Source organism: Microbacterium sp. Clip185, from assembly GCF_028743715.1.
GTDB lineage: Bacteria > Actinomycetota > Actinomycetes > Actinomycetales > Microbacteriaceae > Microbacterium.
Window position 1 is genome coordinate 1,879,516 of the sequence record NZ_CP117996.1, and the last position, 22,393, is coordinate 1,901,908.

A 22,393-nucleotide genomic window follows, 5' to 3' on the forward strand; every position below is an offset into this window, starting at 1 on the left:
GCCGCCGTTTCGACTCGGCGCTGCGCCCTCCCTCAACGACCGGTGTCGCCTTCGCCGAGTGAGCACCCAATCGCCGAGTGAGCACCCAATTGGATACTCGCTCGATGAACGGATGCTCGCTCGGCAGGACTGACCGGACGCCGCGGGAGAAGCGCCTCAGGACTCGGTGATCTCGATCTGCCGGAACAGGTCGGCCTGGATGGCGGAGCCGACCTCGGCGAGCAGCTCGTCGGGAACGGGCGAGTCGACCGTCAGCACCGAGAGGGCCTGTCCCCCGGCGGCACGGCGCGCGATCTGCATGCCCGCGATGTTGATGCCGGCCTCGCCGAAGCGCTGACCGTAGACGGCGACGATTCCGGGGCGGTCGGTGTACTGCATCACGATGTGGTGCTTCTCGATCGGCAGCTCGAGGGCGTGGCCGTTGATGGCGACGATCTTCTCGATCTGCTTCGTGCCGGTGAGCGTGCCCGACACCGAGAGCTGCGAGCCGTCGGACAGGGCGCCCGCGACGGTGATGACGTTGCGGTACTCCTCGCTCACGCCGTCGACGATGAGCCGTACCTCGATGCCGCGCTGGTCGGCCAGAAGCGGCGCGTTCACGTAGGACACCGACTCGCTGACGATGTTCGTGAACACGCCCTTGAGGGCCGCCAGCTTCAGCACGCTGACGTCGTAGTCCTTGAGCTCGCCGTGCACCTCGACGTCGATGCTCGTGACGGGCGAGACGGCCAGGGCGGAGAAGATCTGGCCGAGCTTCTCGACGAGTGCGATACCCGGCCGGACGTAGGGATCGATGACGCCGCCGGCGACGTTGACCGCATCCGGAACGAGCTCGCCCGACAGAGCCAGACGAACGGACTTCGCCACCGAAACACCGGCCTTCTCCTGAGCCTCGTCGGTTGACGCGCCGAGGTGCGGGGTCACGACCACGTTCGGCAGCGACAGCAAGCGTGCAGCATCGCTGTCGGCCGCAGGCGGCTCGCTCGAGAACACGTCGAGACCCGCGCCGGCGATCTCGCCCGAGATCAGGGCGTCGGCGAGAGCCGCCTCGTCGATCAGCCCGCCGCGAGCGACGTTCACCACGAAGGCGGTCGGCTTCATGCGGCGCAACTGCTCGGTGCTGATCATGCCGGTGGTCTCGGGCGTCTTCGGCATGTGGATGGTGATGAAGTCGCTCTGCTCGAGCAGTTCGTCGAGAGTGAGGAGCTCGACGCCCAGCTGCTGGGCACGGGCGCTCGTGACATAGGGGTCGTAGGCGACGACGCGCATGTCGAAGGCCTGCAGGCGCGCGGCGATCAGCGCGCCGATGCGGCCGAGGCCGATGATGCCCACCGTCTTCTCGAACAGCTCGGTGCCTGTGAACGAGCTGCGCTTCCAGGCGCCGGAAGAGAGGGATGCGTGCGCGGCCGGGATGCGGCGCGCGAGGCTCAGGATGTGGCCGACCGTGAGCTCCGCCGCGGAGATGATGTTCGAGGTCGGTGCATTGACGACCATGACGCCCGCGGTGGTGGCGGCCTTGATGTCGACGTTGTCGAGCCCGACGCCGGCGCGGGCGATGACCTTCAATGCGGGTGCGGCGGCGATGGCCTCCGCATCCATCCGCGTCGCCGAACGCACGAGCACGGCGTGCGCGTCCGCAAGGGCGGGCAGCAGCGCGGCGCGGTCTGCGCCGTCGACGTGACGCACGTCGAAATCGGGCCCGAGGGCGTCGATCGTGGCGGGAGAGAGCTCTTCAGCGATGAGGACGACGGGCTTGGTCACAGCGGATGTCCTTTGACACATGCGGGACCGCGTGCAGAGCACGACGGCGCGAGGCGGGTGGAAGCGCGTCGCGGGCTGGCCGGCCGCGCACTTGTCAGCCTACTGCCCCGACCCCAGTGGCCCCGACCGTGTGACGGGACGTTGGGCCTTCGGATCTCAGGCGTTGTAGAGCGAGGGGGTGACCGACGCGTAGGCGAAGATGTCGAGCCAGAAGACGGCGACCAGGCACAGGCCGAGCAGGAGCAGGAGCGCGAAGGGCCCCGCCTTGCGCCGCCAGCCGAGTGCAAAGCAGCCCGCGAACACGACGATCGGGAACAGCACGGGCAGCAACAGCACGAACCAGCCGTAACCCGTCAGACCCGCGTCTCCCCCGGCCTGCTGCAGCAGGAATCCGAGCGCCGTCCACAGCGCGAACGCGAAGAAGAGCGCGGCGAAGCCGGCGATCGTGACGATGAGCCAGACCGGCAGCGCGACGCGGCGCGCAGGCGTCGTGGCACTCATGAGCCCACTCCCGTCATGAGGAACGGCCACGGAAGCAGCACGACGGCGCCCACGACCAAGGCGATGATCCGCAGCCAGATCGGCCGGGAGCGGGTCAGCACGAGCGCGGTGGCGAACCAGACGGCGGGAGCGGCGATGGCCAGGATCCAGGCGGCGATGTGCGCCGCGGGGTTGATGAACAGCTGCGCGACGAACTGCAGGCGCGATCCGCCGATGAACCACCCGACGGCGAGCAGCAGGTAGATCCCGCCGAACACGCCGAGCGTGACGAGCGCGACGTTGCTCATCGGCGCCGGCTCGGCGTCGTCGGCGACGGATGCGGGTGCCGCATCCGTCTGGACGCTCGGCCGGCTCGCGGGAGCCGCTTTCGGCTCTGGCTGCGAGGGGGATGCGGCCCGTCGAGGCGCCGCCTGTGGGGCGAGCGTCGGGTCGTCGTCACCGTCCCAGCTGAGTGCGTCGTCGTCGCGCGAAACCATGCCTCGACCCTACCTCCTGGCACGGCGAAGGCCCCGGGATCACGAGGATCCCGGGGCCCGGACGCCCAGAAGGGGATTCAGGCGTCCTGCGTCGGACGGGCGGGCTCAGTCGCCGCATCCGCCGCAGCTTCGGCGTGCGCACGAGCGGCGCGCACTTCGTCGAACGAGGTGCCGTAGTAGGCGGCCTCCATGAGGGTGCGCATGTCCGCAAGCAGCGGCAGACGCGGGTTGGCCGGAGCGCACTGGTCGCCGTAGGCGGCCATGGCGAGCTCGTCGAGGCGCCCGATGAAGTCGCCCTCGGCGACGCCCTGCGCCTGGAACGAGCGCTCGATGCCGACGGCGTCGCGCAGCTTCTCGACCGCGCGGGCGTAGCTCTCGACGCCCTGCTCCGGGGTGTCCGCCTTGAGGCCCAGGTGCTTGGCGATCTCCTGGTAGCGCTCCGGCGCGATGTAGCGCTCGTACTTGGGCCAGCTCGTGACCTTGCTGGGCACGCGTCCGTTGTAGCGGATCGCGTGCGGCAGGTAGATCGCGTTGGTGCGGCCGTGCACGAGGTGGAACTTCGAGCCGGTCACGTGCGCCATGGCGTGCACGATCCCGAGGAACGCGTTGCCGAACGCCATGCCGGCGATGGATGCGGCGTTGTGCATCTTCTCGCGGGCCAGCAGGTCGGCGGCGTCCTTGGAGCCGGCGGGCGCCTGGGTGGAGCGCACGATGTTCTCGAAGATCAGCTTGATCGCATGCAGCGCCAGACCGTCGGTGTAGTCGTTCGCGTACACCGACACGTACGCCTCGGTCGCGTGGGTCAAGGCATCGAAGCCCGCATCCGCCACGAGGAAGGCCGGCAGCGCCGCGGTCAGTGTCGGGTCGATGATGGCGACCGACGGGGTGAGCGCGTAGTCGGCGAGCGGGTACTTCATGCCCGTGGTCTCGTCGGTGATCACCGCGAACGGCGTCATCTCGCTTCCGGTTCCCGAGGTCGTCGGAACGCAGACGAGCTTCGCCTTGGCACCGAGGTCGGGGAACTTGAACGCGCGCTTGCGCACATCGAAGAACTTCTCGCGCATGTCGGAGAACTGCACGTCGGGGTTCTCGTAGAGCAGCCACATGACCTTCGCCGCGTCCATGGGCGAGCCGCCGCCGAGCGCGATGATGGTGTCGGGCTGGAACTCGCGCATCTGCGCGGCTCCCGCCTGCACGCTCGCCACGGTGGGCTCGGGCAGCACCCGGTCGATGATCTGCAGGTGCACGGGCGTCGGGCGTCGGTGCAGGATGTCGACGACCCGATCGACGAAGCCCATCTTGGTCATCGTGGCGTCGGTGACGATCGTGACGCGGTCGACGTGCTTCATGTCGATCAGGTAGCGCAGCGCGTTCGGCTCGAAGTAGGTCTTCGCCGGGATCTTGAACCACTGCAGGTTGTTGTTGCGCCGACCGACGCGCTTGATGTTCAACAGATTCACCGCCGAGACGTTGTTCGAGACCGAGTTGTGACCGTAGGAGCCGCAGCCGAGGGTCAGCGACGGCATGAACGCGTTGTAGATGTCGCCGATGCCGCCGAGGGCCGACGGGGCGTTCTCGATGATGCGCACGGCCTTCACGCGGTCGGCGAAGTCGGCGATCACCGCCGGATCGTTGCTGTGGATCGCGCCGGAGTGGCCGAGGCCGTCGAAGGCGACCATCTGCTCCGCGAGGTCGATGCCCTCCTGCGGGTTGCGGGCGTGGAGCACGGCGAGCACGGGCGCGAGCTTCTCGCGCGTCAGGGGCTCGTGCGGCCCGACGCCGGAGACCTCGGCGAGGATGATCGACGTGTCCGCGGGAACCTCGAAGCCGGCCTGCTGGGCGATCCACACGGGCGACTGTCCGACGACGGATGCGTTGAGCTTCGCGTCCGCGCAGTTGGCGCTGTCGGCGGCCACACCGAAGATGAACTCCTCGAGCAGGCGCTTCTCGGCAGGCGTCGCCATGTAGGCGTGCAGGCGCGCGAACTCCGCGAGTGCTTCCTTCGCGATCGGAGCGTCGAGGATGACGGCCTGCTCCGAGGCGCAGACCATGCCGTTGTCGAACGACTTCGAGATCACGATGTCGTTGACCGCGCGACCGACCTTCGCCGTGCGCTCGATGAAGGCGGGCACGTTGCCCGCGCCGACGCCGAGGGCCGGCTTGCCGCAGGAGTACGCCGCGCGCACCATGGCGTTGCCGCCGGTGGCGAGGATGAGCGCGACGCCCGGGTGGTTCATGAGCTCGCCCGAGGCCTCCATCGACGGCTCCTCGATCCACTGGATGCAGTCGGCGGGCGCGCCGGCGGCGATGGCCGCATCGCGCACGACCGTCGCAGCGGCCACGGACGAGCGCTGAGCCGACGGGTGGAAGCCGAACACGATGGGGTTGCGGGTCTTCAGCGCGATGAGCGACTTGAAGATCGTGGTGGACGTCGGGTTCGTGACCGGAGTCAGGGCGCACACGACGCCGACCGGGTCGGCGATCTCGGTGATGCCGGTCAGCTCATCGGTCGAGATCACCCCGACCGTGCGCTGGTTGATGATCGAGTTCGTGACGTGTTCGCACGCGAACATGTTCTTCACGGCTTTGTCCTCGAAGGTGCCTCGGCGCGTCTCTTCGACGGCGAGCACGGCGAGGTCGGCGTGGTGGCTGAGGGCAGCGACCGACGCCTTGCGGACGATCTGGTCGATCTGCTCCTGGGTGAAGGATGCGTACGCGGCCAGAGCTTCTTGGGCCCGGTCGACGAGGGCATCGATGACGACAGACATCGGAACACTCCCACTCTGCGCGGTCATTCGCCGCGCGTCATGGGACCAGGTTATGAATTGGTCAGACCACTACCCAGGGCCCAAGGTCCCACGGAAAAGACCCGGCCACCGCATCCTGTGTTCGGGATGCGGTGGCCGGGCCAGGTCCGCCGCGTGGTGCGCGGCGAGGTGTTCAGGCGCTCAGGCGCGGATCAACGAGCGGCAGAGCCCTCGGTGTAGTCCGAGTCCTGCTGCTGCCACGAGAAGAGCGAGCGCAGCTTCTTGCCGGTCGCCTCGATCGGGTGGCCCTGCTCCTTCTCGCGCAGCGCGAGGAACTCGGGAGCACCGGCATCCTGGTCGTCGATGAAGCGCTTGGCGAACGCGCCGGACTGGATGTCGGCGAGAACAGCCTGCATGTGCTCCTTCACCGAGGGGTCGATGACGCGCGGGCCGGAGACGTAGTCGCCGTACTCGGCCGTGTCGGAGATCGACCAGCGCTGCTTGGCGATGCCGCCCTCCCACATGAGGTCGACGATGAGCTTCAGCTCGTGCAGCACCTCGAAGTAGGCGATCTCGGGCTGGTAGCCGGCCTCGGTCAGCGTCTCGAAGCCGTACTGCACGAGGTGGCTCATGCCGCCGCAGAGAACGGCCTGCTCGCCGAAGAGGTCGGTCTCGGTCTCCTCGGTGAAGGTCGTCTTGATGACACCGGCGCGCGTGCCGCCGATCGCCTTGGCGTACGAGAGCGCCGTGGCCCAGGCGGTGCCGGTCTCGTCGCGCTCGACGGCGATGATGTCCGGGATACCGCGGCCGGCGACGAACTCGCGACGAACCGTGTGGCCCGGCGCCTTCGGGGCGACGAGGATCACGTCGACACCCTCGGGCGTCTCGATGTAGCCGAAGCGGATGTTGAAGCCGTGCGCGAAGGCGAGAGTCTTGCCCGCGGTCAGCTTGTCCTTGATGCTGTCGGCGTAGATGGAGCGCTGGTGCTGGTCGGGCGCGAGGATCATGATCAGATCCGCCCACTCGGCGGCATCGGCGACCGACTTGACCTCGAAGCCGTCCTCCTGCGCCTTGGCGGCGGACTTGGAGCCGTCCTTGAGCGCGATGACGACCTCGACGCCGGAGTCGCGCAGGTTCTGCGCGTGGGCGTGACCCTGCGAGCCGTAGCCCACGATCGCGACCTTCTTGCTCTGGATGATCGAGAGGTCGGCGTCGGCGTCGTAGAAGATCTCAGCCATGGTGTGTGTTTTCTCCTTCGTGTATCGGTCGTTGCGTTTCGACTCGCTGCGCTCGCTCAACGACCGGTGAACGGCTTGCGAAAGGGGTTATCCGCGCAGGACGCGCTCGGTGATGCTCTTGCCGCCGCGACCGATCGCGAGCAGCCCGGACTGCGCCATCTCCTTGACGCCGAAGGGCTCGAGGGCGCGGAGGAAAGCGTCCACCTTGCCCTTGTCGCCGGTGATCTCGACCACGAGCGCGTCCGGCGCGTAGTCGACGACCGAGCCGCGGAACAGGTTTACGACCTCGAGCACGTTGGAGCGGCTCGCGTTGTCGGCGCGCACCTTTACCAGCACGTGCTGGCGCTGGACGGAGGCGGCCGCATCCAGCTCGACGATCTTGATGACGTTGATCAGCTTGTTGAGCTGCTTGGTCACCTGCTCGAGCGGGAGCTGGTCGACGTCGACGACGACCGTGATGCGGGACAGGCCCGGCACCTCGGTCACGCCCACGGCGAGCGACTCGATGTTGAAGCCGCGGCGGGCGAACAGGCCCGCCACGCGGGTCAGCAGACCCGGCTTGTCCTCGACGAGGAGGCTCAGCACGTGTGAAGTCATGTCAGTCCTCCTTGTCGAATTCGGGCGCGTGGTCGCGGGCGTACTGCACGAAGCTGTTGCTCACTCCCTGTGGGACCATGGGCCATACCATCGCGTCGGCCGACACGACGAAGTCGATCACGACGGGGCGATCGTTCGTCTCGAGGGCGAGCTTGATGGCGGCGTCGATCTCGTCCTCGCGCTCCACGCGGATCGCCAGACAGCCGTAGGCGTCGGCGAGCTTCACGAAGTCCGGGATGCGGGCGGTGCCGTGTCCGGTGTTCAGGTCGGTGTTCGAGTGGCGGCCGTCGAAGAACAGCGTCTGCCACTGGCGCACCATGCCCAGCGACGAGTTGTTGATGATCGCGACCTTGATCGGGATCTCGTTGATCACGCAGGTCGCGAGTTCCTGATTGGTCATCTGGAAGCATCCGTCGCCGTCGATCGCCCAGACGACCCGGTCGGGCTCTGCGACCTTCGCACCCATCGCGGCAGGGACCCCGTAGCCCATGGTTCCGGCGCCGCCGGAGTTGAGCCACGAGTTGGGACGCTCGTACTTGATGAACTGGGCGGCCCACATCTGGTGCTGGCCGACACCGGCGGCGTAGATCGCCTCGGGTCCGCTCAGCTCGCCGATGCGCGAGATGACCTGCTGCGGCGAGAGCAGCCCGTCGGTCGTGGGCGCGTAGCCCAACGGGAACTCGTCGCGGAGGCCGTCGAGGTAGCTCCACCACTCGGTGATGTCGGGCTTCTGGTCGCCCACAGTCTGGCGGAAGGCACTGTCGAGGTCGACGAGCACCTCCTTCAGATCGCCCACGATCGGCACATCTGCGAAGCGGATCTTCGAGATCTCCGCGGGATCGATGTCGACGTGCACGACCTTCGCGCCGGGGGCGAAGAGTGAGGCCTTGCCCGTGACGCGGTCGTCGAAGCGCGCACCGAGGGCGACGATGAGGTCCGCCTCCTGCAGCGCGAGCACCGCAGGGACCGTGCCGTGCATGCCGGGCATGCCGAGGTTCTGGGGGTGCGAGTCGGGGAAGGCGCCTCGAGCCATGAGCGTCGTCACGACCGGCGCGCCCGTCGCCTCGGCCAGCACACGCAGCTCGTCGGAGGAGCGCGAGCGGATCACGCCGCCGCCGACGTACAGAACGGGCTTCTGAGCCTCGGACAGCAGCTGGGCCGCGGCCTGGATCTGCTTGCCGTGGGCCTTGGTCACCGGACGGTAGCCGGGCAGCTCGACCTTGGGCGGCCAGATGAAGGGCGCCGTGGCCTGCTGGGCGTCCTTGGTGATGTCCACGAGCACCGGCCCCGGGCGTCCCGTGCTGGCGATCTCGAAGGCGGCCGCGATCGCACCGGGGATCTCCTCGGCCGTCTTCACCAGGAAGGAGTGCTTCGTGATCGGCATCGTGATGCCCACGATGTCGGCCTCCTGGAACGCGTCCGTGCCCATCAGCGTCGAGAAGACCTGTCCGGTGATGCACACGAGCGGCACGGAGTCCATGTAGGCGTCGGCGATCGCCGTGACGAGGTTCGTCGCACCGGGGCCCGACGTCGCGATGGCGACGCCGGTGCGACCGGATGCGGCGGCGTAGCCCTCGGCGGCGTGGCCGGCACCCTGCTCGTGGCGCACGAGGATGTGGCGCACGGCCTCATCGTCCATGAGCGGGTCGTAGACGGGCATGATCGCGCCGCCCGGAAGCCCGAACACGTCGGTGACGCCGACGAGTTCGAGCGAGCGGACGACGGCCTCCGCTCCCGTGATCACGGGTGCGGACTGCGCACGGGCGGGCGGCCGGGGAATGGCCGCAGAGATGTCTGAGGACATGGGAACTACCTCGGGTGGGGATGACGGGATGTCGGAGGCGAAGTTACCCGGTGACGGCGCCTTCGGCAGCCGAACGCACGAGCTTCGAGTACTTGGCCAGGACGCCACGGGTATAGCGCGGGGGAAGCGGCTCCCAGCCAGAGCGGCGGGAGCTCAGCTCGGCCTCATCGACGAGTAGGTCGAGAGAGCGAGCCGCGATATCGACCCGTATCAGATCACCATCGCGCACGAAAGCGATAGGACCTGCGTCCACCGCTTCCGGTGCTACGTGGCCGATGCACAGGCCGGTTGTGCCGCCCGAGAATCGTCCGTCCGTCAAGAGTAGTACATCTTTTCCGAGGCCAGCGCCCTTGATGGCGGCCGTCACCGCGAGCATCTCGCGCATGCCGGGGCCGCCCTTCGGTCCTTCGTAACGGATGACGACGACGTCTCCGGCGCGGATCTCTCCTGCCTCCAGGGCGTCCATCGCGGCGCGCTCGCGCTCGAACACGCGTGCGGGCCCTTCGAACACGGCGGCGTCGAAGCCGGCCGTCTTGACGACAGCGCCCTCGGGCGCCAGCGATCCGTGCAGGATCGTGATGCCGCCGGTGGCGTGGATCGGGTTGTCGAAGGTGTGGATCACCGTGCCGTCGATGGGGTCAGGGTCGAGCTCGCGCAGGTTCTCGGCGAGCGTCTTGCCGGTCACGGTGAGCGCATCACCGTGCAGCAGACCCTCATCGAGCATCGCCTTCATGATGACCGGGATGCCGCCGTGGCGGTCGACGTCGTTCATGACGTACTGGCCGAACGGCTTCATGTCGGCGACGTGCGGAACCTTGTCACCGATGCGGTTGAAGTCGTGGAGCGAGAGCTCGACATCCGCCTCGCGCGCGATGGCGAGCAGGTGCAGCACGACGTTGGTCGAGCCGCCGAGTGCCATGGCGAGGGCGATCGCGTTCTCGAACGCCTCCTTGGTGAGGATGTCGCGCGTGGTGATGCCGAGCTTCAGCAGGTTGACGACGGCCTCGCCCGAGCGGTGCGCGAAGTAGTCGCGGCGGCGGTCGGCGGAGGGCGGTGCGGCACTGCCGGGGAGGCTGAGACCGAGCGCCTCGGCGACGGAGGCCATGGTGTTGGCGGTGTACATGCCACCGCACGCTCCCTCGCCCGGCGCGATCGCGCACTCGATGCGCTTGAGGTCGGCCTCGCTCATCTTTCCGGCGAGGCACGCGCCGACGGCCTCGAAGGAGTCGATGATCGTGACGTCCTTCTCGGTGCCGTCGCTGAGCTTGACCCAGCCCGGCGCGATCGAACCCGCGTAGAGGAAGACGCTCGACAGGTCGAGGCGGGCCGAGGCCATGAGCATGCCGGGGATGGACTTGTCGCAGCCGGCCAGCAGCACGCTGCCGTCGAGGCGCTCGGCCATCATGACCGTCTCGACGGAGTCGGCGATGACCTCGCGGCTGACGAGCGAGAAGTGCATGCCTTCGTGGCCCATCGAGATGCCGTCGGAGACGGAGATCGTGCCGAACTGCAGCGGGTAGCCGCCGCCGGCGTGCACGCCTTCCTTCGCGCCCTGCGCGAGCCGATCGAGGCTGAGGTTGCAGGGGGTGATCTCGTTCCAGCTGGAGGCGATGCCGATCTGGGGCTTGTCCCAGTCCTCGTCTCCCATGCCGACGGCACGCAGCATGCCGCGGGAGGTGGTGGCTTCAATGCCGTCCGTCACAGCTCGGCTGCGCGGCTTGATGTCGATCGCTTCGTCGGGGTGGCTCACCCGTGCAGTCTATTGCGGCCGGGCCCCTGTCACGGTCGCCGAGCGGTCATCCTCGTCGTGCGCGAAGCTGCGCCAACCGGGTGAGGAGGGCAGCCAGGGCAGCCGGGTCTTCGACCGACACGGATGCGGCGCTGTCACCCCCGCCGACGTGAACGCCCAGGTCGCCGTCGCCGAGCGAACGCAGCGCGTCCTCGTCGGTCACGTCGTCGCCCGCGAACAGCACGGCCGTCGCACCGAGACGCTCGCGCAGGGCCGCGACGGCTTGATCCTTGCCCTCGTGCCGGAAGGCGAACTCGAGGATGTCGCGTCCGGTACGTCGCCGCCACCGCGGAGCGCGCTCCTGCATCAGAGCGTCGATCTCGCGTTGAGCCTGCTCGGCCGCATCCGGCTGGGCGAGACGCGTGTGCAGGCCCAACCCGAAGGCCTTCGGCTCGACCCACGCACCGTCGATGCCCGCGACGATGCGCTGCGCCTCGGCAACGAGCTCGTCGAGAAGCACCCGATCGGCACGATCGGCGGCGTCGTCGTCCTCCGCCTGCGTGCCGGGATGCCACGTCTCGGCGCCGTGGGATCCGGCGAGATGGAAGAGCGAGTCGTCCGAGTGCTCGCTGATCACGCGGAGATCGGCCAGAGTCCGACCCGACACCAGTGCGACGTCGGTGTCGGGCAGCGCGACCAGCGCATCCAGCGCCTGACGCGCCTCGGGGATCATGCGCGCCGACATCGGCTCGTCCACGAGCGGCGAGAGCGTGCCGTCGAAGTCGAGCGCGACGAGAAGCCGCGGCGTTCGGGCGAGACTCTCCAGATCGTTCACGCCCTGCCGCTCCCCCGAATTCCTGCCAGGGCGGCGAGGAACTCCCGTGACCAGTCCTCGACGTCGTGCTCGCGCACGCGGCGGCGCAGCGCCCGCATCCGTCGTCCCTGCTCCGCCGGTGTCATCTCGATCGCGCGGACGATCGTGTCCTTGAGGCCCTGGATGTCGTGGGGGTTCACGAGCAGCGAACTGCCGAGTTCGTCGGCCGCTCCCGCGAACTCGCTCAGCACGAGCGCGCCGCGGTTGTCGATGCGGCTCGCGACGTACTCCTTGGCGACGAGATTCATCCCGTCGCGCAGCGCCGTGACGAGCATGACGTCGGCGGCCAGATACAGCGCCACCATCTCCTCCTTGGGGAAGGCCTGGTGGAGGTAACGGATGGCGGTGTGGCCCATCGTGTCGTAGTCGCCGTTGATACGCCCGACCGTCAGCTCGATCTCGTCGCGCAGCTGCTGGTAGGTCTCCACCCGTTCGCGGCTCGGGCTCGCGACCTGGACGAGGGTCACGTCCTCGACCGAGAGCCGCTCGTCCTGCAGCAGCTCGCCGAACGCCTTCATGCGGTGGCGGATGCCCTTCGTGTAGTCGAGTCGGTCGACGCCGAGCAGGATGTGGCGCGGATTGCCGAGCTCTTCGCGGATCTCGCGGGCGCGCGCCTGGATCTCGGGCCGCTCGGCGAGCTCGACGTAGGAGGCCACGTCGATCGAGATCGGGAACGCACGCGCGAGCGCCATGCGCACCGAGCCGTCGGCCTGCGGGACCTTGATCCCGGTCGACTTCGTCTCGTAGCGGAGCTGGCGGCGCACCGCGCGGGCGAAGTTGCCCGCATCCGCCACGCGCTGGAAACCGATCACGTCGGCGCCGAGGAGTCCTTCGAGCACCTGACGACGCCACGGCAGCTGGGAGAACAGCCCGTATGCAGGGAACGGAATGTGATGGAAGTAGCCGATCGTCAGGTCGGGCCGCTGCTCGCGGAGGAACTTCGGAACGAGCTGCAGCTGGTAGTCCTGCACCCACACCGTGCCGCCCTCGGCCGCGACCTCTGCGGCGGCCTCGGCGAAGCGACGATTGACGGCGACGTAGGCGTTCCACCACTCGCGGCGGTACCGAGGAGCCGCGATCACGTCGTGATAGAGCGGCCAGATCGTGTCGTTCGAGAAGCCCTCGTAGTACAGCTCGACCTCTTCGGCGGTCAGCGTGATCGGGACGAGGTGCGTGCCATCGGCATCGAACGGCTCGAGCTCCAGGTCGGGCTTGCCGGCCCAGCCGACCCAGGCGCCGTCGCTCTTTCGCATCACCGGTTCGAGCGCCGTCACCAGCCCGCCGGGGCTGCGACGCCATCCGCCGTCGGCGTCTCGGTCGACGGGAAGGCGATTGGCGACGACGACGAACTCTGCTTGTGGCACGCGAGCACTCCTGGTCTCTCGGGATGCCACTCAGGCTAACAGCGGCGTGCAGGGCCTCCAGGGGTTCGCGCAAGCCCCGAGCGAGGGGGTATCCTCCCGCGATAGCGTGGGCTCATGCGCTCCTACCTCTTCGGCTCCGGTCTGTTCAGCGCCCTGCTCGGGGGCGCAACGCTCTTTCGAGGGCTGCGCAACAACGAGGAGCCCTTCACCTGGCGGACGGCGCTGGCGTGGGTCAGCTGGGGCATCACGCTCGCCCTCGCGATCGGCGCGATCGTCGACACATTCCGAGCCAAGCGCGGGCACGTGGCCGCCGGCGACTCCCCCGTCTCCGGCGACGAGACCAAGCTGCTGCGCCAGCGCCTGCGTCGCTGAGAGTCGGCGCCGCGCGGTCGTCAGCGCACGAGGATGAGCGCGTCGCCCTGACCGCCGCCGCCGCACAGCGCGACCGCAGCGGTGCCGGATCCGCGCCGCACGAGTTCGTGCACGGCGTGCACGACCAGCCGGTTGCCCGAGGCACCGATCGGGTGCCCCAGCGCGATGCCGCCGCCCTGCGGGTTGACCACGTCGTCGGAGACTCCGAGCTCGCGCTGGGAGCGCACGACGACCGCGGCAAAGGCTTCGTTGATCTCGACGAGATCCAGATCGGATGCGGCGAGTCCCTGCCGCTCGAGCGCCCGGGCGATGGCGCGCGCCGGCTGCGCGTGCAGCGAGTTGTCGGGGCCGGCGACCTGCCCGCTCGCCCCGAGCGCTGCCAATACCTTCCATCCCTGCGCGTCGGCGTGGCTGCGCGTCGTGAGCACGACCGCTGATGCGCCGTCGGAGATCTGCGACGAGTTGCCCGCCGTGATGGTCCCGCCCTCGGCGAAGGCGGGACGCAGCTTCGCGAGCACCTCTTCGGAGGTGTCGGCGCGGATTCCCTCGTCGCGCGTGATGGTGACGGGCTCGCCTCGACGCTGCGGGACCTCGACCGGCACGATCTCGGCGTCGAACAGGCCCGCCTCCACGGCGGCGGCCGCACGACGATGCGAGCGTGCGGCGACCGCATCCTGTTCGGCACGCGTGATCTCGTAGTCGGCGTTGCGGCGCTCGGTCGACTCGCCCATGCTCACCCGGTCGAACGCGTCGGTGAGGCCGTCGTACGCCATGTGGTCGAGCACCTCGACGCTGCCGTAGGCGTACCCGTCGCGCGACCCGATCAGCAGGTGGGGTGCACGACTCATCGACTCCATACCCGCTGCGACGACCACCGACGCGTCGCCCACACGGATCATCCGTGCAGCGTCGATGACGGCGGTGAGTCCGGACAGGCAGACCTTGTTGACCCCGGCGGCGTGGACGTCCCAGCCGAGGCCCGCGGCGATCGCCGCCTGCCTGGCCGGGTTCTGACCGGTCCCCGCGGGAAGCACCTGACCGATGAGAACGGCATCGACAGCGGATGCGGGGATCCCGCCCTGGGCGAGGGCGCCACGGATGGCGATCCCGCCCAGCTGGGGCGCGGGGATCGAAGCCAGCTGCCCCTTCAGCCTCCCCTGCGGCGTGCGGGCGGCGGCAACGATCACGATGTCGTCGGGAGTCATCTCCCCAGCCTACGGCTGCGCCGCAATTCCCCCCGCCGCCCGTTACATACCGCAGGTATATACTTTGGTAATGCGAAAAGCCGAAGCCATCGAGAGGATCGTCGTCGCCGCGCACGCGCTGACCCGCGTCGCCGCCGTCACGACACAGAACGATGCCCCCGCCGCCCAGTGGCGCGCGCTCAGCATCCTGCAGAAGGAGGGCCCCCAGCGCGTGGGCGATCTGGCGCGACTGAGCCGCACCACACAGCCCGGCATGACCCGACTGGTCGGTCAGCTCGCCGACCTGCACCTGGTCGAACGTGAGCGCGACGCGGAGGACTCCCGGGTGACGCTCGTCTCGATCACGCCGGCAGGATCCGAGGCGATGGATGCGTGGCGCACGCAGCTGGGCGAGGCGTTGGAGCCGCTGTTCGCGGACCTCGACGACGCGGAATGGACCGCGCTCGAGCACGCGTCCCGCATCCTGATGTCGCGCACCGACGCTTTCGCGGGAGCAGCACGATGAGCGGCGCGACAGGATCCGTCTGGCGCCAGCCAGCCCAGGTGTGGGCCGTCGCCTTCGCATGTGTCGTGGCGTTCATGGGCATCGGCCTCGTGGACCCGATCCTTCCCGCGATCGCGGAGTCGCTCGAGGCCACCCCGGTCGAGACCGAGCTCCTGTTCACGAGCTACCTGCTCGTGACGGGCCTCGCGATGCTGGTCACGAGCTGGATCTCCAGCCGCATCGGGGCGAAAGCGACGCTCCTGGCTGGGCTCGCCCTCATCGTCGTCTTCTCGCTCTTCAGCGCACTGTCCGGCAGCGTCGACGCCATCATCGGCTTCCGGGCCGGGTGGGGACTGGGCAACGCTCTGTTCATCTCCACGGCGCTCGCGACCATCGTGGGGGCCGCCAGCGGCGGGAGCTCGGCAGCGATCGTGCTGTACGAGGCCGCGCTCGGCGTCGGCATCGCGGTGGGCCCGCTGCTGGGCGGACTGCTCGGCGAGGTGAGCTGGCGCGGTCCGTTCTTCGGCGTCGTCGCGCTCATGGCGATCGCCTTCATCGCGGTCGCCGTGCTGCTCCGCGGATCGAAGGAGAAGCGCTCGCCCGTGCCGCTGTCGGCGCCGTTCCGCGCGCTCGGACAGCCGGCCCTCGCCGTGCTCGCGGTAGCCGCCCTGTTCTACAACATCGGCTTCTTCACCCTGCTGGCCTTCTCGCCGTTCCCGCTCGGGTTCGGGGCGATGGGCATCGGCTTCACGTTCTTCGGGTGGGGTGTCGCCCTGGCGATCACGAGCGTGTGGGTCGCGCCGCTCCTGCTGCGACGCTTCACCCGCTCGGGCGTGATGCTCGTCGTCCTGCCGCTGCTCGCCATCGATCTCGTCGTCGGGGGGATCCTCGTCGCGAGCTCCGCCGCGCTGGTGACCTGCATCGTCGTGGGCGGTCTGCTGCTCGGCGTGATGAACACCGTGCTGACCGAAGCGGTCATGGAGGCCACGGATCTCCCCCGTGCGGTCGCATCCTCGGCCTACTCGGCCGTCCGCTTCCTCGGCGGGGCGGCCGCTCCCCCGCTTGCCGCATGGCTGTGGCACGCGTCGAACGCGACGGTGCCGTACCTCGTGGCCGCCGCATCCATCGTCATCGCCGCCCTGACCATCGCTCTCGGGCGCCGCGCTCTGCGTCGCATCGACGAGCGTCCGGCGGATGCGGCCGAGGAAGGAGCCGCCGTCCTCGTCGGCGACGCGGCCTGACACGCGCACGAAGAGGGGTGCCCACCGTCCGGTGAGCACCCCTCTTCCACGTCGCGCGGAGTCAGTGCTTCACAGGGTGAGCACGTTCGAGCGCCGCTCCCTCGACGTCGACATCGGGCAGGATGCGGTCGAGCCAGCGCGGCAGCCACCACGCCGCGCGCCCGAACAGGTGCATGAGCGCCGGAACGATCACCATGCGCACGATGAACGCGTCGAAGAGCACACCGATCGCCATCCCGAAGCCGATCGGACGCACCATCGCGAGGTGGCTGAAGACGAAGCCGCCGAAGACGGAGATCATGATGATCGCCGCGGCCGTGACCACCGCACGCCCGCCCCGCAAGCCCGCAACGACCGCCGCGCGTGCCGGAGCGCCGTGGACGTACGCCTCGCGCATGCCCGAGACGAGGAACAGCTGGTAGTCCATCGCGAGTCCGAAGAGCACACCCATCAGGATGATCGGTCCGAAACTCAGCACCGGGCCCGGATCGTGCACGCCGAAGACATCACTCAGCCAGCCCCACTGGTAGATCGCGGTGACGGCGCCGAGCGCGGCGAACAGGGACAGCACGTAACCGGCAGTCGCGATGATGGGCACCAGGATCGACCGGAACACCAGCACCATGATGACGAGCGAGAGGCCCACGACCACGGCGAGATAGACGGGCAGCGCGTCGGCGAGCTTCTGCGACACGTCGATGTTGGCCGACGCCTGGCCCGCCACGCCGAGCTCGATGTCGCCGTCGAGCGGTGAGAGGGCGCGCAGGTCGTGCACGAGCGTCTCGGTCGACTCACTGGCGGGCCCGTCCTGCGGGACCACCTGGAACGCGAAGGTCTTGCCGTCATCCGAGACCGCGATCGGGGCGACCGCATCCACGTCGTCCTGCGCCATGAGCGTGCGGACGATGTCGGCCTGCGTCGTGACGCGATCGCTCTCCGCCACCGCCTGCGGCGTCTCGGCGACGACCAGCAGCGGGCCGTTGACGCCGGCGCCGAATGCCTCGGTCGCCGCCGTATAGGCGCGGTACTGGGTCGTGTCGGTGGCCTCCGAGGAGCCATCGGGCAGTCCGAGACGCATCGACAGGGCGGGGATGGCGATGACGAGCAGAGCGATGATCGCGACCGCGCCCGCGGCGACCACGCGTCCGGTGCGCATGGGCCGCAGCTCGGCCGGTGCGTGATCGGGATGCCCGACCTTCGCGCGCAGCCCGCGGCGCAGCACCCGCAGCTTCATGAGCCCGAGCAGGGCGGGCGTGACCGTGATGGCGACGAGGACGGCGACGAACACGCACGCCGCGCCCACGACACCCATCACGCCGAGGAACGGCACGCCGGTGACGAGGAGGGCGACCAGGGCGATGATCACGGTGGTGCCGGCGAAGACGACGGCGTTGCCCGCCGTCCCGTTGGCCAGGCCGATCGACTCGCCGATGTCCATGCCGGCGAGCACCTGCTTGCGGTGCCGGTTCACGATGAACAGCGAGTAGTCGATGCCGACGGCGAGACCGAGCATGACACCGAGGATCGGCGTCACCGATGCCATGTCGACGACGTCCGAGAAGGCGAGGGATCCGGCGACGCCGACACCGACGCCGATGAGCGACCCGATGAGAGGCGTGATGGCGGGAAGCAGCGCCCGCATCATGATCGCGAGCACGAGCGCCGCGATGAGCACTCCGACGAGCTCGCCGACGCCGATGAGGCCATCGGTCGACTGGGCGATCGTCGAGGAGTAGTCGATGCGGACACCCGGGATCTCGGCGTCGTCGAGGCGGTCCGCGACCGCATCCTTGGTCTCCTGCGGCAGCGAGAACATGTCCTCCGAGAAGGACACGTTGCCGAGAGCCGTGGCGTCGTCGGTCGAGACGGTGCGGATGGCGGATGCGGCGTCGAGCAGTTCCTGACCCGCCTCGAGCTGGGGCTTCTGCGCTTCGAGCTGGGCACGTGACGCGTCGAGTTGCTCCTGCCCCGCGGCGATCTGCGCCTGCTGCGCGGCGAACTGTGCCTCGGCCTGGGCGTACACGCCCGCTGCCTGAGCCTCGGCGATCGCGGCGTCCAGCTGAGCCTTGCCCGCGTCGAGCTGCTGCTGCGCCGCATCCAGCTGGGTCTCACCCTGCGAGAGCTGCGCGGCGCCGGACTCGAGCTGCGCGGCCTGATCGGCGCGCTGCGCCTCGGTCTGGAACGGGTCGACCGTGCCCGCGACGCCGTCGATACCGGCGACGTCTTTCAGCAGCGAGGAGATGTCGGCCTTCTGCTCGTCGGTGAACGGTTGACCGTCCGTCTGGAACACGACGGGCGCGCTGGCCCCCGTGAGGTCGGGAAGGGCGTCGGCGAGGCGGTCGTTGACGCGCTCGGTCTCGGTGCCGGGGATGCTGAAGGAGGTGGCGAGCGTGCCGCCGAAGGCGACGAACGATCCCGCCGCGACGCCGAGGGCGATCACCCAGGCGACGAGGACGAGCCAGGCGCGGCGCGCCGAGAAGCGCCCCAGCCGGTAGAGGAGTTGGGCCACGACGTGCCTTTCCGAGGGGTGGGTGGGAAGCGGCGCTCCATCGAGCCTCGTCGAGGATATCCGACACGTGTTGCAAAACCATCACATGTGGGAGAACTCCCAGCAGGGCACAGCCGCTCTGACAAGATGGCGGGATGGATCCCCGCGTGGCGCGCACGAGAGCGAGTCTGCAGAACGCACTGCTCGATCTCGCCCGTGAGCGTCCGCTCGACGCGATCACCGTGGCCGACATCGCAGCCGAGGCGGGGGTGAACCGAAGCAGCTTCTACCAGCACTACGCCGACAAGGACCAGCTCCTCGCCGACGCGCTGGAGTCGGCCGTCGACGACGTGTCGAGCCGGATCATCCGTTCCGCGGACCCGCGCGACATCAGCCAGCCGCCCGCCGAGCTGACGACGTACCTCCAGCACATCGCCGACAACGCCGACCTCTATCGACTCGTCCTTGGTGAGCACGGCTCACTGACGGTCGCCGCCCAGTTGCGTGCTCGGGTGGAGCGGATCGTCGGCGACGCCGTGGGCGAGGGCGCGCCGTCGGTGTTCGACGGACTCCCGGTCGACGTTGTCGCAGCGAGCGTGACCGGCAGTGCACTGGGCGTCATCACCGCCTGGCTCGCACGCGACCCGCTGCCGCCGATCGAGGTGGCGATCCAGTGGCTCTGGCAGGCCCTGTTCGGCCCCCTCGACCGCCTCTCGGCGTGAACCTCCCGGCTCACTCCAGCGTGCATCAGCCGTGGATGACGACGTAAGCGTCCGGGTCGTCCTGTTGGGCAAGCCACTCGTTCACGACGGCGGTCATCTCCTCGCGCGAGCGCGAAACCCCGTCCGGAGCAGGGCCGGCCCCGTTGACCATCCAGAACGTCGTCGGCGTATCGGCCTCGGCAGTTTCGTACGCGGTCATCTTCAAGATGAGGATGGGGCGCTTGCCCGTGCCCCATGACGCATCCGCGATGACCTTCTCGCGGGCGCGCAACGACGCCGACGTCGCGGCCGCCTGCGCGTCGCTGCCCCATTCCTCGGAGAAAGCGACGGCCTTGGCGTCGATATCTGCCTGTACCGCCTCCGGCAACGGCTCTCCCCTGTCCACGACCACGAAGCTGCCGTCGGCCATGGGATAAGCGCGCTGGGTGCCGCGCGTGCCGATCTCCTGCGCGGTCGTCGCATCGACGACGGCACCCACGGCCAACGTCGGCTCGGCGGGAGCCGCCGACGTGACGGAAGGCGTTGGCGCGGTACTCGACGCGGGCGCCGAGCAGGCCGTCAGGCCGAGGGCAGCCACGAGTACCGCCGCAGCGGCGACGGGAGAGGAGAAGCGCATGATCCGACACTATCGATCGGGCGTCAGCCTCTCCGACGTCATCGGGCGGATGCGTCCCGATCGCGCGCGATGGCCTCGCCGATCAGTTGACCGCCGCTGGTCAGCAGCGCTCGTCGCCAGGGAAGCACGCCATCGATCTCGATCTGGATGGACATGGACAGCACCGTGCGGATGAGCACGATCAGGCCGAGAATCAGCGCGTCCTCCAAAGAGGGCTTGGACGTGATCGTGCGGATAAGATCGGCGGCTACCAGCACCTCCAGCCCGAGGAGGATCGCGGACCCGAGCGTCGTCCGCAGCACCATGAATGCCGCCCGCCCGCCCTCCCGGCGTCCGAGGGAGCGTGCCGCGAGGATGACGGCGATCAGGGCTCCCACGACCATGGCCGTCGCTCCGACGACTTCGAAACCCACGGCGACCGCGGTGAACACCGGCTCGAGCTGCACGGCGTCAGCCTAGCGTCGCCCCGAAAAGCAGAAAGCCCCGGCAGATGGCGAGATCTGTCGAGGCAATCCGTGCACCCCCAGGGACTTGAACCCTGAACCCACTGATTAAGAGTCAGTTGCTCTGCCGATTGAGCTAGAGGTGCGTGATTCGGGGCGAGAAACTCACTTTCCGAACCGAGGGACAACGCTATCACCCGACGCAGCGGAGCGCCAATCGAGCCGAGGTCGGCCGGGTAGGCTGGCGGTCATGTCCCCCACTTCGTCTTCCGGTGCGCCTTCGGGCGGCTTCTCCGACGACCTCGCGCTGGCGCTCAGGATGGCGGATGCAGCGGATGCGGTCGCCATGTCCCGCTTCGATGCCGCCGACCTCAGCATCGAGGTGAAACCCGACGCGTCTTACGTGACGGAGGCGGACATCGCGACCGAGAGGGCGATTCGCGACATCCTGTCGACGGAGCGGCCGGACGACGCGGTGCTGGGCGAGGAGTTCGGCTCCGTCGGCGACAGCGCTCGCCAGTGGATCATCGACCCGATCGACGGCACGCACAACTACTTGAAGGGCATCCCGATCTGGGCGACGCTCATCGCCCTCGCCGTCGACGGCGTGCCGCGCGTCGGCGTCGTCAGCCAGCCCTCGATCGGACGCCGGTGGTGGGCCGCCGAGGGCGAAGGCGCCTGGACGAACGGCGCCGCGCAGCCGCGCCGGCTCGCCGTGTCGGAGGTCGACAGCCTCGACCGCTCCAGCGTCAGCTTCCAGAGCATCGCGCAGTGGGATGACGCAGGTCACCTCGACGGTCTGATCCGGCTCTCGCGCACCGTCTGGCGCGACCGCGGCTACGGTGACGCCTGGCCCTACATGCTTCTCGCCGAGGGCCGACTCGAGATGGTGGCCGAATTCGACGTCAAGGAGTACGACATCGCGGCCCTCGGCCCGATCATCACCGAAGCCGGCGGACGGATGACAGCTTTCGACGGCACCGACTCGCTCTCGACCCGGTCGGTGCTCGCCACCAACGGCGCGCTCCACCAGTCCTTCCTCGACTTCTTCTCCCCCGCTACCGACTCGGAGACCCCGGCATGATCCGCCGTACCCGCACCTCGCTCGGCTCCGCGCTCCTCATCATCGGCGCGCTGTCGCTCGCCGCTTGCTCGAGCCCTGCCGCGCCGGAGCCCGCCGCATCCACTCCCGCGTCCGCACCCGACGCCGCCACACCGACGCCTGTCGCCACCAGCGAGCCCACGCCAGGGACGATCGACAAGCCCACGTGCGAGTCGCTTCTCCCGGACGACGTGATCGCGGACTTCGCGAAGGCCAAGTGGACGGCGAAGGAAGACGTGTTCCGCGTCGGCAGCCTGACCTTCCCCGAGGGCATCCAGTGCGTCTGGGGCGACTACTCGGTCGCGAGCGATCACGTCCAGGTGTTCGGGTGGGCGCCGGTGAGCGACACCGAGGCCCAGACCGCCCGGAGCGAACTGTTGGCGAGCGGCTGGAAGAGCATCGGCGACGAGTACATCACCGAGAATCCCGCGAACGTGCTCAACCCGGATTCCGACGGCTACGGCATGACGTACCAGTTCGGTGACGGCTGGATCACACTCGCCGACACCAAACAGGGACTTCTGCTGGTCGAGCGTCCCGGCTCCTGACGAAGGGCCGAGAACTCCCCCGCCAGACGGAGGCGCTGCGGCAGGTGCGCGCCTAGCGTGGAAGGGATCCCCACGAAAGGA

At 68.9% G+C, this 22,393-nt stretch carries 20 protein-coding genes and 1 tRNA gene; 6 read left to right on the top strand and 15 right to left on the bottom strand.

What is annotated here, in order from left to right:
- Positions 1 to 156 precede the first annotated feature (156 nt).
- From serA to PQV94_RS09145, 10 genes are all read right to left on the bottom strand, one after another.
- Positions 157 to 1,761 carry a phosphoglycerate dehydrogenase gene (serA, locus tag PQV94_RS09100; protein WP_274285551.1) on the bottom strand — a complete coding sequence of 535 codons (1,605 nt, stop codon included), beginning with the start codon at positions 1,759 to 1,761 and terminating at the stop codon, positions 157 to 159.
- Positions 1,762 to 1,917: 156 nt separating this feature from the next.
- Entirely contained in the window at positions 1,918 to 2,262 is a 345-nt protein-coding gene (locus PQV94_RS09105; protein WP_274285552.1) for a bacitracin resistance protein, read from the bottom strand.
- Positions 2,259 to 2,738: a DNA polymerase III subunit gamma/tau gene (locus tag PQV94_RS09110; protein ID WP_274285553.1), complete on the bottom strand. Its 480-nt coding sequence runs from the start codon at positions 2,736 to 2,738 to the stop codon at positions 2,259 to 2,261. Before PQV94_RS09110 ends, PQV94_RS09105 begins: the two co-directional genes overlap by 4 nt.
- Before the next feature lie 77 nt (positions 2,739 to 2,815).
- Positions 2,816 to 5,506, bottom strand: coding sequence for a bifunctional acetaldehyde-CoA/alcohol dehydrogenase (adhE, locus tag PQV94_RS09115; protein WP_274285554.1), 2,691 nt, complete (start codon positions 5,504 to 5,506; stop codon positions 2,816 to 2,818).
- Between the two features lie 191 nt (positions 5,507 to 5,697).
- The gene (ilvC, locus tag PQV94_RS09120) at positions 5,698 to 6,723 is read right to left on the bottom strand and encodes a ketol-acid reductoisomerase (protein WP_137417264.1); all 1,026 of its coding nucleotides are present in this window, start codon (positions 6,721 to 6,723) and stop codon (positions 5,698 to 5,700) included.
- A gap of 87 nt (positions 6,724 to 6,810) precedes the next feature.
- The gene (ilvN, locus tag PQV94_RS09125; protein ID WP_274285555.1) at positions 6,811 to 7,320 is read right to left on the bottom strand and encodes an acetolactate synthase small subunit; all 510 of its coding nucleotides are present in this window, start codon (positions 7,318 to 7,320) and stop codon (positions 6,811 to 6,813) included.
- 1 nt (position 7,321) lies between these two features.
- Complete coding sequence (locus tag PQV94_RS09130) at positions 7,322 to 9,124, bottom strand: acetolactate synthase large subunit (protein ID WP_274285556.1); 1,803 nt, start codon at positions 9,122 to 9,124, stop codon at positions 7,322 to 7,324.
- A 43-nt stretch (positions 9,125 to 9,167) separates the two neighbouring features.
- Positions 9,168 to 10,874, bottom strand: a complete 1,707-nt coding sequence (gene ilvD / locus PQV94_RS09135) for a dihydroxy-acid dehydratase (RefSeq protein ID WP_234075230.1) — start codon at positions 10,872 to 10,874, stop codon at positions 9,168 to 9,170.
- Between the two features lie 46 nt (positions 10,875 to 10,920).
- On the bottom strand, positions 10,921 to 11,688 hold the full coding sequence (gene otsB, locus PQV94_RS09140) for a trehalose-phosphatase (protein WP_274285557.1): 768 nt from the start codon (positions 11,686 to 11,688) through the stop codon (positions 10,921 to 10,923).
- Complete coding sequence (locus PQV94_RS09145; protein WP_274285558.1) at positions 11,685 to 13,091, bottom strand: alpha,alpha-trehalose-phosphate synthase (UDP-forming); 1,407 nt, start codon at positions 13,089 to 13,091, stop codon at positions 11,685 to 11,687. The genes otsB and PQV94_RS09145 overlap by 4 nt, the downstream gene beginning before the upstream one ends.
- Before the next feature lie 114 nt (positions 13,092 to 13,205).
- On the opposite strand from PQV94_RS09145, the gene PQV94_RS09150 reads away from it, so the two are divergent.
- Entirely contained in the window at positions 13,206 to 13,463 is a 258-nt protein-coding gene (locus PQV94_RS09150; RefSeq protein WP_274285559.1) for a hypothetical protein, read from the top strand.
- Between the two features lie 20 nt (positions 13,464 to 13,483).
- Here the strand turns inward: PQV94_RS09150 and PQV94_RS09155 are convergent, their stop codons facing one another.
- Positions 13,484 to 14,668 carry an acetyl-CoA C-acetyltransferase gene (locus PQV94_RS09155; RefSeq protein WP_274285560.1) on the bottom strand — a complete coding sequence of 395 codons (1,185 nt, stop codon included), beginning with the start codon at positions 14,666 to 14,668 and terminating at the stop codon, positions 13,484 to 13,486.
- 70 nt (positions 14,669 to 14,738) lie between these two features.
- Here PQV94_RS09155 and PQV94_RS09160 point away from each other — a divergent pair, with 70 nt between their 5' ends.
- Positions 14,739 to 15,173, top strand: a complete 435-nt coding sequence (locus PQV94_RS09160; RefSeq protein ID WP_274285561.1) for a MarR family winged helix-turn-helix transcriptional regulator — start codon at positions 14,739 to 14,741, stop codon at positions 15,171 to 15,173.
- Positions 15,170 to 16,393 carry an MFS transporter gene (locus PQV94_RS09165; RefSeq protein ID WP_274285562.1) on the top strand — a complete coding sequence of 408 codons (1,224 nt, stop codon included), beginning with the start codon at positions 15,170 to 15,172 and terminating at the stop codon, positions 16,391 to 16,393. Before PQV94_RS09160 ends, PQV94_RS09165 begins: the two co-directional genes overlap by 4 nt.
- Before the next feature lie 61 nt (positions 16,394 to 16,454).
- Here PQV94_RS09165 and PQV94_RS09170 read toward each other — a convergent pair whose 3' ends face one another.
- Complete coding sequence (locus PQV94_RS09170; protein WP_274285563.1) at positions 16,455 to 18,902, bottom strand: MMPL family transporter; 2,448 nt, start codon at positions 18,900 to 18,902, stop codon at positions 16,455 to 16,457.
- 134 nt (positions 18,903 to 19,036) lie between these two features.
- On the opposite strand from PQV94_RS09170, the gene PQV94_RS09175 reads away from it, so the two are divergent.
- The gene (locus tag PQV94_RS09175) at positions 19,037 to 19,603 is read left to right on the top strand and encodes a TetR/AcrR family transcriptional regulator (RefSeq protein WP_274285564.1); all 567 of its coding nucleotides are present in this window, start codon (positions 19,037 to 19,039) and stop codon (positions 19,601 to 19,603) included.
- A gap of 25 nt (positions 19,604 to 19,628) precedes the next feature.
- On the opposite strand, the gene PQV94_RS09180 is transcribed toward PQV94_RS09175, so the two are convergent.
- The 3 genes from PQV94_RS09180 to PQV94_RS09190 all read right to left on the bottom strand — a co-directional run bounded on the left by PQV94_RS09180 (position 19,629) and on the right by PQV94_RS09190 (position 20,808).
- Positions 19,629 to 20,219 carry a hypothetical protein gene (locus tag PQV94_RS09180; RefSeq protein ID WP_274285565.1) on the bottom strand — a complete coding sequence of 197 codons (591 nt, stop codon included), beginning with the start codon at positions 20,217 to 20,219 and terminating at the stop codon, positions 19,629 to 19,631.
- 38 nt (positions 20,220 to 20,257) lie between these two features.
- The gene (locus PQV94_RS09185) at positions 20,258 to 20,665 is read right to left on the bottom strand and encodes a DUF1622 domain-containing protein (RefSeq protein WP_274285566.1); all 408 of its coding nucleotides are present in this window, start codon (positions 20,663 to 20,665) and stop codon (positions 20,258 to 20,260) included.
- A 70-nt stretch (positions 20,666 to 20,735) separates the two neighbouring features.
- A tRNA-Lys gene (locus PQV94_RS09190) sits at positions 20,736 to 20,808 on the bottom strand.
- A 104-nt stretch (positions 20,809 to 20,912) separates the two neighbouring features.
- Between PQV94_RS09190 and PQV94_RS09195 the strand changes: the two genes are divergently transcribed.
- Positions 20,913 to 21,746: an inositol monophosphatase family protein gene (locus tag PQV94_RS09195; protein WP_274285567.1), complete on the top strand. Its 834-nt coding sequence runs from the start codon at positions 20,913 to 20,915 to the stop codon at positions 21,744 to 21,746.
- Positions 21,743 to 22,312 carry a hypothetical protein gene (locus PQV94_RS09200; protein ID WP_274285568.1) on the top strand — a complete coding sequence of 190 codons (570 nt, stop codon included), beginning with the start codon at positions 21,743 to 21,745 and terminating at the stop codon, positions 22,310 to 22,312. The genes PQV94_RS09195 and PQV94_RS09200 overlap by 4 nt, the downstream gene beginning before the upstream one ends.
- The last annotated feature ends 81 nt before the right edge of the window (positions 22,313 to 22,393 follow it).